Raw genomic sequence first — 16,122 nt, forward strand, 5'->3', positions numbered from 1 at the left:
AAGGTATTTTTTAATTAAAATGCCTTTTTTTTATTATAATCAATTTATCTTAATATTTTTGTAAGAAATGAATAAGCTTTATGAAAGGGATTTTATTAGTAGAAGATGATGTGGCATTCTCAGAAATGTTAAAGCAATTTTTAAAACGACATAATTATATTGTTGACGTTAGTTACAATATAAAAAATGCACTACAACAATTAGAGAAACAAAATTACGACCTAGTTTTTACAGATTTACGTCTGCCAGATGGTGACGGAATTGCTTTATTAAAGCAAATAAAAAAAAATAAAGAACCAGTACCTGTTGTTTTAATGACTAGTTATGCAGAAGTGTCTACTGCTGTCCAAGCAATGAAACAAGGGGCTTTTGATTATATATCTAAACCCTTTAACCCAGATGAGGTTTTAGAAGTGATAAGTAACGCTTTAGAAGAAAAATCAGAAAATTCAACAGTAATTTCTAAAAAGAAAGAAGAGAAAGTAACCAGCAAAAAATCAGCAGATTTTGTAAAAGGAATTAGTAATTCTTCTAAAGTACTTAATGAGTATATAGATCTTGTAGCACCAACGGATATGTCTGTGTTAGTTACAGGAGAAAGCGGAACAGGAAAAGAAGTAGTTGCTAAAACAATTCACTTAAAAAGTTCTAGAAAAGACAAGCCTTTTATTCCTGTAGATTGTGGTGCAATACCAAGAGAAATAGCATCTAGTGAGTTTTTTGGTCATAAAAAAGGATCTTTTACGGGAGCAAATGAAGATAAAATAGGTCATTTTGAGTCTGCAAATGGTGGAACATTATTTTTAGATGAGGTTGGTAATTTAACTTACGAAAATCAAATACAGTTACTAAGAGCTTTACAGGAAAGAAAAGTTAAACCAATTGGTAGTAGTAAAGAAATTAACGTTGATATCCGATTAATTACTGCAACAAACGAAGATTTACTTTTAGCAGTAGAAAAAGGTGATTTTAGAGAGGATTTATACCATCGTTTAAATGAGTTTTCTATTAAAGTACCTAATCTAAAAGATAGAAATGATGATTTAATCTTATATGCAGATTTCTTTTTAAATAAATCTAATAAACAACTAAATAAATCTGTTGTAGGTTTTTCTAAAAATGTATTAACTGTTTTTCAGAATTATCAATGGCCAGGTAATTTAAGAGAGTTATCTAATGTAATTAAAAGAGCTACTTTACTAACAAAATCAGAAATTATAGATGTAAATGTTTTGCCTAGTGAGTTAACAAATGTTAAGCCTGGTTCTAATAATGCTGTAAGTTTATCTAATAAATTTTCTACAAAAGAGAACGAAAAAGCACTTATTATAAATGCGTTACAAGAGGTGAGTAATAATAGAACACAAGCAGCTAAATTATTAAATATCACAAGAAAAACACTTTATAATAAAATGAAAGAATACAATCTTAGTTAAGATAATTCTTTAATGAGGTTATAAATGTATCTAATTGATTTTCAAAATCAATAAAAACCTCGTTATCAAAAGAATCAGCAGTTTCAAACATTTCTAAATGAGGAATTAGATTTTTAACTTCTAGTTGTTTAAACATACTCAACATTTTATGACTTATTTGATTCAGTAATTGTATGTCATCATTTTTTTTAGCTTCTTTTAATGTTGCATAGTTTTTTAAAGTGTCTTTTAAGAAAATCTGTAAGGTGTTTTCTATAGCTTTAACATCATTATTTAAAAAAGAATTTATAGTTTTAAGGCTAAATCCGTCAGTAGTTTTTTGTTGTTTTATATAATTTGATGTAGCATCTATATGTTGAGCAGTAAAAAAATGATGTAAAACGTTTTGAAGTTTATCAGAATCAAATGGTTTTATCAATACTTCAGAAAAACCAATTTTCATCAATTCTTCTCTAGAAATATTTGCACGCCCTGTCATTGCGAAAAAAGGTTGATTAGAATAATGTTTTTTCTTTTTAAGAATTTCCATAAAATGAATACCATTCATTTTTGGTAGCTGAATATCTGTTAAAACAAAATCGTAAGTTAATTTTTTAATGGATTTAATAGCGTCTTGGGCGTTTTCAAATGTGTGAGATTTAATATTAAATTGTTTTAAAAAATCTTCTAAAAGTTGTCTTATAGAAGCATCATCTTCTACCACAACAGCTGTTAGGTTAAACAAAGGAATAACATTTTTAGTCTCATCAATTTTTGCAATTGGCTTTTTTGATATAATAATTGGTGTTTTTAAACTAAAAGTACTCCCTACATTTACTTCACTTTCTAAACTTAAAGTTCCGTTTAGTAATTCTGCCAGTTTTTTAGAAATAGTTAGTCCTAAACCGAATCCTTTTAAATTATTGGTTTTACTATTTTCTGCTTGATTAAAAGCCTTAAAAATAGTTTCTTTTTGTTTTTTGCTGATCCCAATACCTGTGTCACTTACTAAAATCTCTAAAGTATTTTCATCAGTATTACGTCTTAAAATACTTTCTACTGTTATAGTTCCTTCATTTGTAAATTTGCAGGCATTTACAATTAAATTAGATAAAATTTGTTTTATCCTAAAAGGATCTCCAATAATAAGGTTGTCAATAGATTTATCATGCTTAACCACTAAGTTTATTGGTTTGTCTTTAATGATGCTTTTAGCATTAAGAACAATTTCATTAATGCAATTTTCTAAATTAAAAGGTATTGATTCTATATTTATATGACCATTTTCTAGTTTAGAAAACTCTAAAAGATCATCAACCAATTGTCCCATATAACTAGATGCTCTTCTAATATGATCTATATAATTTTTATCTTTTGTATTTTTGCTTGATTTTTGAAGGAGTTCACTAAAACCAGAAATGGTGTTTAATGGAGTTCTTAAATCATGACTTACCATAGAAATTAATTGCTCTCTACTTTTTAAAAGGGATGTTGTTTTTGTATTGGCTTTTTCTAACTGATTTCTGTATTTCTGGGTTTTCCAGTAATCACTCAAAATAATAATAGAAAAGAGAACAATAATTATAAAACTGACTCCTGCTGCCAGTAGAATTATTTTTTTACTTTGATTTAAGGTTTCTTCTCGTTGTTTATTCATGCTACTTGTGTAGAGAATAATGTCTTTTTCCAGGTTTTCTAAAAGTTCGTATAATTTTCTAGAAATAGTTAAGTCGTTTTCTATAAGTTCGTTTTGTTTTTTTCTTAAGGATAAACGTTGAATGTTATTTCTATTCTGAGCTTTTTTTAACATATCTCTAGAAACGGATACTAAAGAATCAATCTTTTTTTGTTCGATATTATTTATGGAATCTTTTGGTACATATTGGTTTAATTGAAGTGCAAAGTCTTCTAATTTAGAACGGGTTTCATTGTCGAAAAGTAAAGGGTTATTAACAAAATCGTTTATTGTTATTTTAACCAAAAGAGAGTCAATAGAACTTAATTTGCTAATGGCGTTATTTATAGATTCGTCAGAATTAGTATTGTTGTCTAAATTCTTTAAATCAATAATGTTTTTTAATTTTTTATCAATAATTAGTTTAATACTATCTAAAATAAATTCTTGAGAATTATTAGTTATGATAAGTTTTAGTGAATCTATTTTGGTTACTAACAGCTTGTTTTCATCTAAATATTCATTAAATTTTGATTCAGAATTAAATTGAAGAGCAGCTCTAGCTAAACTTTCATTTTTATAGATACTAGCTATTAAAGTTCCAGTTTTAACTATAATATTTCTATCAGAAATATCTTGTTTTTGTATTTGAGTAAAAGTTTTGATTTCAGAAAGTACTAAAAAACCAGAAATTGTAGCCAAAAAACCAAGGATAATATATCCTATTAGAACTTTAAAGGTAAATTTGTTTTTTAGTGATTGCATAAAGTAAAACTGACTTTTTATTAAATTAATAAAAACAATAAGTTAAAATTTTATTTTTTATTTATTCTGATTAAAATAACCAGTACCAATTCCGGCTACACGTTCGTAAAAACTACCAAAAGGTTTGTAGTAAACAATAACAGTATATTCATTTTCTGTTTGATAAAACGAACCATTAATTTCATTAGTATCTACCGTTTGATTGTTATCAAGTGTCACAAAAGTATAATTGTAAAAACCTTGTTTTAATATAAGGTTTCCGTTGTACGCTTTTTCCTCGTAATTATACAGCATTCTATTTTCATCAGTGAGCTTAAAATCATTAAAAGCACCGTAAATATATACTTCTTTATTTGCAAAGGGTTCTTCTGTATTAAGTGAAAAATGCATAGACACATAATCTGCTTCAGTTTCAGAATCATCCGCTTCTAAAGTCCTAATTACAAATTGCCCATTTATATCCGGATTGTATTTGTAGGTCGTATAAGGATTGTAGTTAGCAGGATAAATATAATGATGGTAAATGTCTTTTTTGATCACTTTTGCAATATTTAAACTGCTGTTGCTAATTAATTTGCTGTCGAAAAACGAATATTCATTTCCTCCCCAAAAGTTTGTTTTGTTGGTATAAGTATATAGTAATTGATTTTGCTTAAAAAACGATGGTTGAATGTCTGTAATTTTCTCATTCCAATTATTATTTTTTAAAATAACGATGCTTATTTCTTGGTTAGGGTTGTTAATTGTTAGATTAGGGTGATTTACAGAGAACTGAACTGTTTGCTGTGTATTTAGTGTTTTTGTATTTCTGCTTCTTTCTACAATAACTCCAGTTGTTACTAAGTTTTCGTACAATACAAAACGTTTGGTAAACACAACTTCATCATAACTATTTAAAACTGATAAAAGATAGTTTCCGCTTTTTGTAATTACAGTATTTACATTAGGTATTTGTACCGAATAATGTGTGTAATTTTGAAGCGTATTAAAAGAGTTAGTTACATTTATAATTGTATTTTGGTCAAAACCATCTATATATTGGCTAGAAGATAATCTACTCGACTCCCAATTATGGGTCATGTGCTCTATTTTGTATTGATAATCTTTACTGTCAGCATCTAAATCATCAAAAGATAATTCTAGAATTGTACCTAAAGGAACAATAGAAGAAAAGTTGTTTTCTTGTAGGGGTCTAAGTTGTATCGATTTTATATTTTGAGAAAATATATGAAAGCTCAAAAAAATAAATATTGGTATAAAATTTTTTTTACTCATCTAACAAAAATAACATTCATTTTTTTGATTAATCAATATTTAAGCCAAAAATTACTACTAAAACGATTTCAATAAAATTAATAATTTAGAATTATTATAAATAAGAAATATTAGCCAAGATAAAAGTTAAAATATTTCTTTCATAAATGGCAAAAAGCCTAAATTTGCTTGATTTTTTATGATAACTAACAATTCCAAATTACTATGTCAAAAGACATTCGTATTAAAAAAGGCTTAGATATTAAGCTTGTTGGCGGTGCAGAAAAAACAACTACAGCTATTACTTTAAGTAGTGTTTATGCAGTTAAGCCAGAAGATTTTCACGGAATTATCCCTAAACTTATAGCTAAAGAAGGCGCAGAAGTAAAAGCAGGTGAGGCACTTTTTCATTCAAAAAGTGACGAACGTATTTTGTTTCCAAGTCCGGTTTCTGGTAAAGTTGTAGAGGTAATTCGTGGCGCTAGAAGAAAAGTTTTAACAGTTAAGATCGCAGCAGATTCTACACAAGAATTTAAAGATTTCGGTACTAAAGATGCAGCAAGCATGTCTGCAGAAGAGGTTAAGAACTATTTATTTGCTTCTGGTTGTTGGCCATTTGTAAGGCAGCGTCCTTATGATGTGGTTGCAAATCCTAGTCAAGCGCCAAAAGCAATCTTTATTTCTGCATATGCAAGTGCGCCATTAGCTGCAGATTTAGATTATACTTTAGCAGGTAAAGAAGCAGAATTACAAGCTGCAATTACAGCAGTTTCTAAATTAACAGAAGGTAAAGTGCATGTTTCTGTTGGTGCTAATTCTAATTCTCCTTTATCAAAAGTAAACGGAGTAGAATTACATAAAGTTTCTGGTCCTCATCCTTCAGGTAATGTAAGTACTCAAATTGCAAAAATAGACCCTATTAATAAAGGAGAAGTTGTTTGGGTTATTACTCCTCAAGATTTAGTTATTATTGGTGAGTTGTTTTTAACAGGTAAGTTTAATGCAACAAGAACAATTGCTTTAACAGGTTCTAAATTTAGTAAACCACAATATGTTACTGCAATTGCAGGAGCAACTATTGCAGATATTACAGCTAGTAATTTAGAAAATGATAATGCAAGAGTAATTAGTGGTAATGTACTTTCAGGTAAAGAAGTAAAAGCGGATGATTTTTTAGGGTATTATGATAACCAAATTACTGCAATTCCAGAAGGAGATGATTATGAGTTTTTTGGTTGGAATAAGCCAGTTTTTAATAAAATTTCTACATCTAGAGCGTTAACTTTCTCTTGGTTAACACCAAAGAAAAAATACGACTTAAATACAAATACAAACGGAGAACATAGAGCATTTGTTGTTACAGGTTCTTACGAACAAGTTTTTCCTTTAGATATTTATCCAATGCAATTGTTAAAAGCATTTATGTATAAAGATTTAGATGAAATGGAAGCTTTAGGAGGTTACGAAGTAGCTCCAGAAGATTTTGCACTAACAGAATTTATTTGTGTGTCTAAACAACCTCACCAAAAAATAATACGTGAAGGTTTAGATTTAATGAGAGAAGAATTAGGATAAGATTATGGGCTTAAAACAAAATTTACATAATTTAAAAGAAAAATATAAAGGAACAAAGATGGCTCCTGCGTTTAACGCAATCCATACTTTTTTATATTTACCAAATGATGTTACTCACGGAGGAACTCATATAAAAGCAGCAGATGATTTAAAGCGTACAATGAATATTGTAATTATGGCTTTAGTTCCTTGCTTAATTTTTGGAATGTTTAATGCAGGTTTTCAACACTATGCAGCAATAGATAATTCTTTAAGAACAGATGTGTTAGCAAACTTTTTTACGTTTGATAACCTTTGGATTGGGATTATAAAAGTATTACCATTAGTAATCGTTTCTTATGCAGTAGGGCTTATTGTAGAATTTATTTTTGCAGTAATTAAAGGACACGAAGTAGAAGAAGGATATTTAGTAACAGGTATGTTAGTGCCTTTAATTGTACCAGTAGATACACCTTTATGGATGTTAGCAGTAGCAGTAATCTTTGGTGTAGTAATTGGTAAAGAAGTTTTTGGTGGTACAGGGATGAATATCTTAAACCCAGCATTAACAATTAGAGCATTTTTATTCTTTGCATACCCTACTTGGATGTCTGGAGATAAAGTTTGGGTGCATGATGCTGTTAATAGAGTGGGTACAGAAGATGCAATTTCAGGAGAAACTATTTTAGGAGCTTATGCTCAAAGTCAAGAGGTAGTTTACTCTACTTGGGATAAGTTTTTTGGATTTATACCAGGTTCTGTAGGAGAAACATCAACTTTCTTAATTCTTTTAGGAGCTGCATTTTTAATTTTTACAAAAATTGGAAGTTGGAGAATTATTCTTTCTACTTTTTTAGGAGCAGCAGTAATGGGTTTCATCTTTAACTTAATTGTTGGAGCAGAAATTATTACAGAGTCTAGTAAGTTTTATGGGTTAATGAATGCACCTTGGTGGGAGCAATTATTAATTGGTGGTTTGGCATTTGGAGCTGTTTTTATGGCTACAGATCCAGTAACAGCAGCACAAACAAACAAAGGAAAGTGGATTTATGGTTTCTTAGCAGGTTTTATAGCAATTATGATTCGTGTATTTAACCCTGCATATCCAGAAGGTGTTATGTTAGCAATTTTGTTAATGAATGTTTTTGCACCAACAATAGACCATTATGTGGTACAAGGAAACATAAAGAAAAGATTAAAACGTACTAAAGTTAAAACTGCCTAATTATGAGTAAGAGAACAGATAGTAATAGTTATACAATAATTTTTGCCGTAATTATGGTATTAATTGTTGGTTCGTTGTTAGCATTTTTTGCATCGTCTTTAAGACCAAATATTGACGAAAATAAAAGAATAGAAAAGCAACAGAATATTTTATACGCAATGGGCGTTAATGAAAATGATGAGTCAAATGCAAATTTTGTTTCTACTGCAGTTGCAGAAGAAGAGTTTAATAAATATATCAAAGAACAATTAGTTCTTGAGGTTAATGGTAATGTTGTTGCTAGTCAGCAAAATAGAGCCGAATACATGGCAGAGAATAATAATCAAGAGCCTTATTTAATTGATGTTAAAAAACAACAAGCAAATGCAAAAGCAGGTGAGATTAGAAAATTACCTTTATTTATTGGAGAAAAAGATGGTAAAACATTTTATGTAGCTCCAATTAGAGGAAAAGGTCTTTGGGATGCAATTTGGGGTTATGTTGCTATGGATGAAAATATGGTTGTACAAGGAGCTTATTTTGACCATAAAGGAGAAACACCTGGTTTAGGAGCAAACATTAAACAACGTTTCTTTATGGATGATTTCTATGGAGAACACTTGTTAACAGATGCAGGAGTTTTTAAAGGAATTACTGTAGCTAAAGGAAATAATGATCCTAAGAATCAAGAAAAAACAGATTATGAAGTAGATGCTATTGCTGGTGCAACAATTACTGGTGATGGAGTTTCTGCCATGATAAAATCTGATTTAAAATTATACGTACCTTATTTTAAATCATTAAAAAAATAATTTATGGGACTTTTATCAAAAAAAGACGCGGTATTAATTACAGATCCATTATTAGATAATAACCCTATTACAATTCAAGTTTTAGGTATTTGTTCTGCTTTAGCAATTACAGCAGAATTAAAAGCCTCTATTGTAATGGCAATTTCGGTAATGTTTGTACTAGGTTTAGGTAACGTAGTAATCTCTTTAATGAGAAATATTATACCATCAAAAATTAGAATTATCGTTCAATTAATTGTAGTTGCAACATTGGTAATTATTGTAGACTTAGTTTTAAAAGCATTTGCTTACGAACTAAGTAAAACATTATCGGTTTTTGTTGGATTGATTATTACAAACTGTATTATTATGGGACGTTTTGAAGCTTTTGCTTTGGGTAACGGACCTTGGAGATCTTTCTTAGACGGAATTGGAAATTCAGTTGGTTATGGTTTAATTTTAATTGCAGTTGGTTTCTTTAGAGAATTATTGGGTTCTGGTACTTTATTAGGATTTAAAGTTTTAGGAGATCCGATAGAAAAAACAGGATTGTATGCAATTGGTTACGAAAATAACGGGTTTATGTTATTATCACCAATGGCATTAATTGTAGTTGGTATTATCATTTGGGTTCAACGTACAAAGAACAAATCATTAATTGAAGAGAATTAAAAATTAGTAATTAGTAAATAGTTGTTAGTAGTAAGTGCTAATAACTAAAAACTAACCACTAAAAACTAAATATATATGGAACATATAGAATTATTTTTCAAATCGATTTTTATAGATAACATGGTATTTGCAACCTTTTTAGGGATGTGTTCTTACCTTGCTGTATCTAAAAAAGTATCTACTGCTGTTGGTTTAGGTGCTGCTGTTATTTTTGTATTAGCAGTAACTGTACCATTAAACTGGTTGTTAGATCAATACATTTTAAAAGAAGGCGCATTAGTTTGGTTAGGTCCAGAATATGCAGAATACGATTTAAGTTTCTTATCATTTATCATGTTTATTGCAACTATTGCAACTATGGTACAGCTGGTAGAAATAATTGTAGAGAAATTTTCTCCTTCGTTATACAATTCGTTAGGTATTTTCTTACCATTAATTGCAGTAAACTGTGCAATTTTAGGAGGAAGTTTATTTATGCAGTCAAGAGAAATTCCTACTTTAGGTTTGGCATTAACTTACGGAGTTGGTTCTGGAATCGGATGGTTTTTAGCAATTTTAGCAATTGCAGCAATTCGTGAAAAAATTAGATATTCAAGTGTGCCACCTGCATTAAGAGGCTTAGGTATTACGTTTATCATTACAGGGTTAATGGCAATTGGTTTTATGAGTTTTGGAGGAATGTTAACTGGAGGAGATGATGAGAAAGAAGAAGAAAAGCCAGCTGTAGAAGCAATTATTAAGAAAGAAGAAGTAAAAGATGCTGCTAAAGAAATTGTAGCTGAAAACACAAATACAAACCAAGAGTAGATATGATATTAGCAGCAGGTACAACAGGAACCATTATTGCAACAGTAGCAGCTTTTTTAATATTAACACTGGTATTGGTAGCATTATTATTATTTGTAAAACAAAAATTATCGCCTTCTGGTCCGGTAACAATTACAATTAATGGAGATAAAAAGATAGAAGTAGGTTCTGGTAGCACACTTTTAACAACATTAGGAAACGAGAAAATATTTTTACCATCTGCATGTGGTGGAGGTGGATCTTGTGTGCAATGTGAGTGTCACGTAAATTCTGGTGGAGGTGAAGCTTTACCAACAGAAACGCCTCACTTTACACGTAAAGAATTAAAACACGGTATTCGTTTAGCATGTCAAGTTAAAGTAAAACAGGATATGGATATTTCTATTCCAGAAGAAATTTTTGGAATTAAGAAATGGGATGCTGTAGTTGTAAGAAATTATAATGTAGCTTCTTTTATTAAGGAATTTGTAGTTGAGATTCCTGAAGATATGGGATACAAAGCAGGTGGGTATATTCAAATTGAAATTCCTCCTTGCGAAGTTAAGTATGCTGATATGGATATTACTGCTCACCCAGAGGAGCACGAAACTCCAGACAAATTTGAAGCAGAGTGGGACAAGTTTAAACTACGTCCGTTGGTAATGAAAAATACTGAAACTGTAGAAAGAGCTTATTCAATGGCTTCTTACCCAGCAGAAGGTAGAGAAATTATGTTAAATGTACGTATTGCTACACCTCCTTTTGATAGAGCTAAAGGTGGATGGATGGATGTAAATCCGGGAGTAGCATCTTCTTATATTTTTAATTTAAAGAAAGGTGATAAATGTGTTATCTCTGGACCTTATGGAGAATTTTTTATCAATGAATCTGATGCAGAAATGTTATATGTTGGTGGAGGAGCAGGTATGGCGCCAATGCGTTCTCACTTGTATCACTTATTTAGAACATTAAAAACAGGTAGAAAAGTTACTTATTGGTACGGAGGACGTTCTAAAGCAGAATTGTTTTATATAGAGCACTTTAGAGCTTTAGAAAAAGATTTTCCTAACTTTAAATTCTTTATCGCATTATCAGATCCTTTAGAAGCTGATAATTGGAAAGTAAAATCCGATATTCATGATGAAGCTGGAGATGGTTTTGTAGGATTTATCCACAACTGTGTTATTGATAATTATTTATCTAAACACGATTCACCAGAAGATTTAGAATTATATTTCTGTGGACCACCATTAATGAACAAAGCTGTTCAGAAAATGGGAGAAGATTTTGGTCTTTCAGATGAAAATATTCGCTTTGATGACTTTGGAGGATAGGTTCCAGAATAAATTATATATAAACCGATTCAGAAATGAATCGGTTTTTTTATGCTAAAAAAGTTTTGAGGTGATATATAGGTTCACCATTTTCTTGTTCAAAAAGTTTTGAGAAATTCATTACGTTATCTATGTTGTCTAATTTACAAAGTAAGTCTATCACAGCAGATAAACCATTAAATTGAACATCTTTTGACATGTAATTTTTGGGTTTAACATTATAGTGACATAAAGGAGTTTTAAATCCGCAGGCATCCAGAAAAACTTTTTCTATTTGTAATATTTCTTCTGGTGAATATCCATTAAATTTTCTTCCTAAATTTTGATGAACTCTGCCAACATAACTTAATTTTAAAGAACCGTGTTCGTTAGATAGGTGTTTCCAGCTATCATGATTATCTAAAATATTTCCCACAGCACAAGCTGTACAGTCTTCTGGATTCAGTCTGTTATTATGATAGGCATTGTAAAGCTTTATTAATGCAGTCTCTAGTCTTCTTGTAGTTTTCATAATATCAACATTTTATATCTCTAAAAATAAGAAAATAAAGAATGGTAGTCAAGATACTAATTTATTTAATTTTTTTACTCGATTGAACTTCACACAAATATTATCAAGTTTAACATTTATAAATTTATAATTCTACGTTTTTTTATTTTTAAATTCTAATAATATAGTTCCTGAAAATTAGTTATATAATTTTGTGCCTTCAATTTAATAACCTCCAAGTAGCACCTTTATCTGAATGAATAAATATTTGTTTCTTATATTTTTTGTTAATGTTTTGTCATCTAATGGTCAAATAAAAACAATTGAATTACATAAGCCTAAAAGAAATTCAATAACAAATTATACGGAGTTTAAAGCAGCTTTCGATTATTTTGAAAAGATTACAAAGTATAATAATTCAACTTATAATTTATCAAAAGATTATTTAAAATTAGCAAATAATTGTTTAAAATGGAGTAAAAAATACGAGGATGAACAAGCAGTTATAAAGGTTAAATTCTATATTTTTTATTTTTATAAAAAACAATCTAAATTTTTAGCCGAAGCTATTTATCATGCAAGAGAGTTATTAACTTTTGATAGTTTTTTAGAAATGAAGGAAGCTGTATTAGTACTATCTTTTCTAAAAACAGCTTACAATAATTCTAAACAATATGAAGAACTATTGAAAATTTTGCCATTATATTATGGTAAATTTAAAAATAAGCATACTCTTAAGAATAGGAAAAATAATATACACTCTGCTGAACAAGGATTAATTGATGCATATGCTCATTTATATTTTAATCTTAGAAATTATAAACAATCTAAAAAATATTTTAAACTACAATTACAAAATTTAAAGTCCATAAAATCTAATCATAATTTATTTCAATTAATATCTACTAGTCAAAATAATTTAGGAGTTTCTTATTTTCATGAAAAGAAATATGATAGTGCTTTATTTTATTTTAATAAAGCTTTAAAAAATCTTCAATTAAATATAAAAAAAGTAGATGAATCAAATTTTATCAATCTAAATCATTTTATTAATATAATAAACTCTAATATATCAAAAATAGATATTGTAAATAAAGAATTTGAGAAAGCTTTACCTGCACAATTTAAAGTATTAAAATCAAGTATAGCTCTTGATAAAACTAATATACAGCAAGCAACTTATTATAGAATAGCAAAAATATACTATTTTAAAAAACAGCCAATAATTTCTCTAAAATATTTGGATAGTCTTTCTAAATTAAACTATAAATCAAAAAATAATCGTTTAAAAATAGATGCTTTAGAACTTAAAGCTAAAAATTTACTATTAAAAGGTGATGTATATAATGCTAATATTTATTTTGAACGAAAAGATAATTTGGTAGACTCTTTAGAGCAACTAAAAATTAATAAAAATTATACAAAAGAAACAATTAAATTAGATGTAGAAAATAAAACGAAAGAGCTATTAGAGAGTAAAAAAGAAGTAAAAAGAAAAGAGATAAAGGGTTTGATTCATTTAGTAGCTATCCTGTCTCTTTTACTAATCATGATTGTTTTGTTTATAGTTTATAAAAAGAATAAGGATAAATCTAAAATTATTATAAATCAAAAAAAGGTTGTAGTTAGCGCTTTAGAGCAGAAAGAAATTTTGTTAAAAGAATTGCATCATAGAGTAAAAAACAATTTGCAATTAATTACTAGTTTGTTAAACTTACAACTGCATAAGCATCAACATTTAAATATTGAGGATATAATTAATGAATCTCAAAATTATATACATTCTATAGCTTTGGCTCACGAAATGTTATATAATAATAATGATTTATCATTAATATCAATGCCGAAATATTTAAAAGAATTGGGTATGAGGTCTTTAAGTATTTATGATGATAATAGTATAATATACATAACTAAAATAGAAAAAATTTCTCTACCAATAAACTATGCAACCACTCTTGGGTTAATTTTTAATGAATTGATAACTAATTCTTTAAAGCATGCATTTGTTGATGATAGAGGCAAGATAACAGTTTGTTTATCAAAAGAATCTAATGGAGGATTTAAGTTTACTTATAAAGATAATGGAATTGGTATGGATATAAATAGCATTAAAAAATCAAGTTCATTGGGCCTAAAATTAATCAAAATGCTATCAGAAGAGATAAATGCAAGTATGCATATAGAAAGTAATGGTGGTTTATTCTATACGTTTAAGTTTTCTGAGAAATTAAGTTTAAATGGTAAATAGTATAAAAATATATATAGTTGAAGATATGGCTTTTTCTAGAGCTTCTTTAGAAAGTATGCTTATTTTAAATGATTATAAAATTTCTGGATCTACTGCAAAAGCAGAAATAGCTTGGGATGAATTAAAAAACAGTAAAACAGATTTGGTTTTGATTGATATAAATCTAGCTGGAGAAAAAAATGGAATTTGGTTGGCAGAACAAATTCGTAATTACTTAAATCTACCTATAGTATTTTTAACAGCTTATGGAGATGAAAAAACAGTCGAAAATGTGTTAGATACTAAGCCTAATGGATATTTGATGAAACCTTATAAACTAGTTACATTGTTAGCTACAATTAAAATTGCATTAAATAATTTTTCAGAAAATCAAAAAGCTACTGTTTTATCAGAAAATCAAAAAGTTCTAAATGATTTTGTTTTTATAAAGGATAAATATATGCGTATAAAATTACAAATAAGTGATATACTTTTTATAAAATCTGAAGGAAATTATTTAGAAATTAATTTAGAAAACAAAAAACATGTAATAAGAAGTAAATTGTCTGAGTTTAAGAAACTTCTTCCTACAAAAATATTTTTTCAAACCCATCAGAGATACGTAATAAATCTTACAAAAATTAAAGCTGTAGGTAAAAAAAAATTAACAATTCATAATGATGAAATCCCTATTTCATCTAAGTACAAAGAATCAGTAAGTAAATTATTTACTATTAAATAATTTTACCTCTCTATTTTATTGATTAGCTAATCAATTTCAACTTCACAAAGAAATATTCAAGCTTCACTTTTTTTTGTCTTTTACTACTTTGTTGTACATATTTGGGTTAAGTTTTAAAAACAAAATCAAATTTTCTAATAATTTTTATTCCCCCCTTTTATTTAATTTGATTAACGAAAATCCAACTATTTAAAGTTGGGTTTTCTGTTAAAAAAGAATTTTAAAACGATATACTTCTTAAAAGTTTATAAATCGTATTTTTGATCTTCCGAAAGAATAATAAAATGAAAAATATCCAAAAGATATTAAAGAAGAAGAAATATATTAAAATAAAGCTAAAAAAAATTGCTACTAATCACTTAGAATTAAAAGGAAAGATAAACGGAGTTAAGGGGCGTTTTATTTTAGATACAGGAGCATCTAACTCTTGTGTAAGTCTTGATTTAATAGCGTATTTTAAGCTAGACGCTAAAGAAAGTGATACTAAAGCAGCAGGAGCAGGAGCAACAGATATGGAAACGCAGCAATCTGATAATAATTTATTGGTAATTGGAGATTGGAAAACAAAAAAATGTCATCTGGTGTTGTTTAATTTGTCGCATGTAAATACTGCTTTAGTGCAACATAAAGCAAAAGAAGTACACGGAATAATAGGGGCAGATATTTTGCAAAAAGGTAAAGCATTTATTGATTACAATAGAAATGTATTGTACTTAAAAAAGACTAAAAAATAATTAATTAAAAACATTAAATATGAGTTTTCAAAAACAAGTAATGGATAAAATGAAGGAAGCAATGAAAGCAAAAGATACAGTTGCTTTACAAGCATTAAGAGCTGTTAAATCTGCATTTTTATTAGCTAAAACAGAAACGGGTGTTCAAGCTGATATTACAGAAGAACAAGAGTTAAAAATTATTCAGAAACAAGTTAAACAAAGAAAAGATAGTGCAAATATCTTTTTAGAACAAGGTAGAGAAGATTTGGCTGCACCAGAATTAGCAGAAGTTGCTGTATTAGAACAATTTTTGCCAGAAGCATTATCTGAAGAAGAAATAGAAAAAGTTGTTAAGACAGCTATAACAGAATTAGGAGCTTCCGGAATGAAAGATATGGGGAAAGTTATGGGAATTGTTTCTAAGAAATTAGCAGGAAAAGCAGATGGAAAAACAATTTCTATTTTGGTTAAAAAAAGTTTAATGTAATTTTTAA

At 28.4% G+C, this 16,122-nt stretch carries 14 protein-coding genes; 11 read left to right on the plus strand and 3 right to left on the minus strand.

Annotation, left to right across the window (positions count from 1 at the left end):
- Positions 1-80: 80 nt before the first annotated feature.
- Positions 81-1,436 (plus strand): sigma-54-dependent transcriptional regulator, encoded by a 1,356-nt coding sequence (locus ACJJVY_RS12375; protein WP_405609057.1) that lies wholly within the window; start codon positions 81-83, stop codon positions 1,434-1,436.
- Here ACJJVY_RS12375 and ACJJVY_RS12380 read toward each other — a convergent pair.
- Together ACJJVY_RS12380 and ACJJVY_RS12385 are read right to left on the minus strand one after the other, a co-directional pair.
- Positions 1,429-3,855 (minus strand): hybrid sensor histidine kinase/response regulator, encoded by a 2,427-nt coding sequence (locus ACJJVY_RS12380; protein WP_405609060.1) that lies wholly within the window; start codon positions 3,853-3,855, stop codon positions 1,429-1,431. The genes ACJJVY_RS12375 and ACJJVY_RS12380 overlap by 8 nt on opposite strands.
- Before the next feature lie 57 nt (positions 3,856-3,912).
- Entirely contained in the window at positions 3,913-5,094 is a 1,182-nt protein-coding gene (locus tag ACJJVY_RS12385) for a DUF5103 domain-containing protein (protein ID WP_405609063.1), read from the minus strand.
- 240 nt (positions 5,095-5,334) lie between these two features.
- Here ACJJVY_RS12385 and ACJJVY_RS12390 point away from each other — a divergent pair, with 240 nt between their 5' ends.
- The 6 genes from ACJJVY_RS12390 to nqrF all read left to right on the plus strand — a co-directional run bounded on the left by ACJJVY_RS12390 (position 5,335) and on the right by nqrF (position 11,450).
- Positions 5,335-6,684: a Na(+)-translocating NADH-quinone reductase subunit A gene (locus ACJJVY_RS12390; protein ID WP_405609066.1), complete on the plus strand. Its 1,350-nt coding sequence runs from the start codon at positions 5,335-5,337 to the stop codon at positions 6,682-6,684.
- Between the two features lie 4 nt (positions 6,685-6,688).
- The gene (locus tag ACJJVY_RS12395; RefSeq protein ID WP_405609069.1) at positions 6,689-7,888 is read left to right on the plus strand and encodes an NADH:ubiquinone reductase (Na(+)-transporting) subunit B; all 1,200 of its coding nucleotides are present in this window, start codon (positions 6,689-6,691) and stop codon (positions 7,886-7,888) included.
- A 2-nt stretch (positions 7,889-7,890) separates the two neighbouring features.
- A complete protein-coding gene (locus ACJJVY_RS12400) occupies positions 7,891-8,679 on the plus strand; it encodes a Na(+)-translocating NADH-quinone reductase subunit C (RefSeq protein ID WP_405609072.1) in 789 nt (262 codons plus the stop codon).
- Positions 8,680-8,682: 3 nt separating this feature from the next.
- Entirely contained in the window at positions 8,683-9,330 is a 648-nt protein-coding gene (locus tag ACJJVY_RS12405; RefSeq protein WP_405609075.1) for an NADH:ubiquinone reductase (Na(+)-transporting) subunit D, read from the plus strand.
- A 75-nt stretch (positions 9,331-9,405) separates the two neighbouring features.
- Positions 9,406-10,137, plus strand: a complete 732-nt coding sequence (gene nqrE, locus ACJJVY_RS12410) for an NADH:ubiquinone reductase (Na(+)-transporting) subunit E (protein ID WP_405609078.1) — start codon at positions 9,406-9,408, stop codon at positions 10,135-10,137.
- Positions 10,138-10,139: 2 nt separating this feature from the next.
- Positions 10,140-11,450, plus strand: coding sequence for an NADH:ubiquinone reductase (Na(+)-transporting) subunit F (nqrF, locus tag ACJJVY_RS12415; protein WP_405609081.1), 1,311 nt, complete (start codon positions 10,140-10,142; stop codon positions 11,448-11,450).
- A 49-nt stretch (positions 11,451-11,499) separates the two neighbouring features.
- Here nqrF and ACJJVY_RS12420 read toward each other — a convergent pair whose 3' ends face one another.
- On the minus strand, positions 11,500-11,961 hold the full coding sequence (locus ACJJVY_RS12420) for a Na(+)-translocating NADH-quinone reductase subunit F (protein WP_405609084.1): 462 nt from the start codon (positions 11,959-11,961) through the stop codon (positions 11,500-11,502).
- A 235-nt stretch (positions 11,962-12,196) separates the two neighbouring features.
- Here ACJJVY_RS12420 and ACJJVY_RS12425 point away from each other — a divergent pair, with 235 nt between their 5' ends.
- From ACJJVY_RS12425 to ACJJVY_RS12440, 4 genes are all read left to right on the plus strand, one after another.
- Positions 12,197-14,191 (plus strand): histidine kinase dimerization/phosphoacceptor domain -containing protein, encoded by a 1,995-nt coding sequence (locus ACJJVY_RS12425; protein WP_405609087.1) that lies wholly within the window; start codon positions 12,197-12,199, stop codon positions 14,189-14,191.
- A complete protein-coding gene (locus ACJJVY_RS12430; protein WP_405609090.1) occupies positions 14,181-14,912 on the plus strand; it encodes a LytR/AlgR family response regulator transcription factor in 732 nt (243 codons plus the stop codon). The genes ACJJVY_RS12425 and ACJJVY_RS12430 overlap by 11 nt, the downstream gene beginning before the upstream one ends.
- A 284-nt stretch (positions 14,913-15,196) precedes the next feature.
- Positions 15,197-15,646, plus strand: coding sequence for a retropepsin-like aspartic protease (locus ACJJVY_RS12435; RefSeq protein WP_405609093.1), 450 nt, complete (start codon positions 15,197-15,199; stop codon positions 15,644-15,646).
- 19 nt (positions 15,647-15,665) lie between these two features.
- Entirely contained in the window at positions 15,666-16,115 is a 450-nt protein-coding gene (locus ACJJVY_RS12440) for a GatB/YqeY domain-containing protein (protein WP_405609096.1), read from the plus strand.
- Positions 16,116-16,122 lie beyond the last annotated feature (7 nt).

Origin of the sequence: Polaribacter sp. Asnod1-A03, assembly GCF_045063585.1 — a bacterium.
Lineage (GTDB): Bacteria > Bacteroidota > Bacteroidia > Flavobacteriales > Flavobacteriaceae > Polaribacter.

Bases quoted from the DNA above. Each gene is read 5' to 3' on its own strand.
- ACJJVY_RS12375 (WP_405609057.1), top strand. From the start codon at position 81: ATGAAAGGGATTTTATTAGTAGAAGATGATGTGGCATTCTCAGAAATG.
- ACJJVY_RS12380 (WP_405609060.1), bottom strand. From the start codon at position 3,855: ATGCAATCACTAAAAAACAAATTTACCTTTAAAGTTCTAATAGGATAT.
- ACJJVY_RS12390 (WP_405609066.1), top strand. From the start codon at position 5,335: ATGTCAAAAGACATTCGTATTAAAAAAGGCTTAGATATTAAGCTTGTT.
- ACJJVY_RS12395 (WP_405609069.1), top strand. From the start codon at position 6,689: ATGGGCTTAAAACAAAATTTACATAATTTAAAAGAAAAATATAAAGGA.
- ACJJVY_RS12400 (WP_405609072.1), top strand. From the start codon at position 7,891: ATGAGTAAGAGAACAGATAGTAATAGTTATACAATAATTTTTGCCGTA.
- ACJJVY_RS12405 (WP_405609075.1), top strand. From the start codon at position 8,683: ATGGGACTTTTATCAAAAAAAGACGCGGTATTAATTACAGATCCATTA.
- nqrE (WP_405609078.1), top strand. From the start codon at position 9,406: ATGGAACATATAGAATTATTTTTCAAATCGATTTTTATAGATAACATG.
- nqrF (WP_405609081.1), top strand. From the start codon at position 10,140: ATGATATTAGCAGCAGGTACAACAGGAACCATTATTGCAACAGTAGCA.
- ACJJVY_RS12420 (WP_405609084.1), bottom strand. From the start codon at position 11,961: ATGAAAACTACAAGAAGACTAGAGACTGCATTAATAAAGCTTTACAAT.
- ACJJVY_RS12425 (WP_405609087.1), top strand. From the start codon at position 12,197: ATGAATAAATATTTGTTTCTTATATTTTTTGTTAATGTTTTGTCATCT.
- ACJJVY_RS12430 (WP_405609090.1), top strand. From the start codon at position 14,181: ATGGTAAATAGTATAAAAATATATATAGTTGAAGATATGGCTTTTTCT.
- ACJJVY_RS12435 (WP_405609093.1), top strand. From the start codon at position 15,197: ATGAAAAATATCCAAAAGATATTAAAGAAGAAGAAATATATTAAAATA.
- ACJJVY_RS12440 (WP_405609096.1), top strand. From the start codon at position 15,666: ATGAGTTTTCAAAAACAAGTAATGGATAAAATGAAGGAAGCAATGAAA.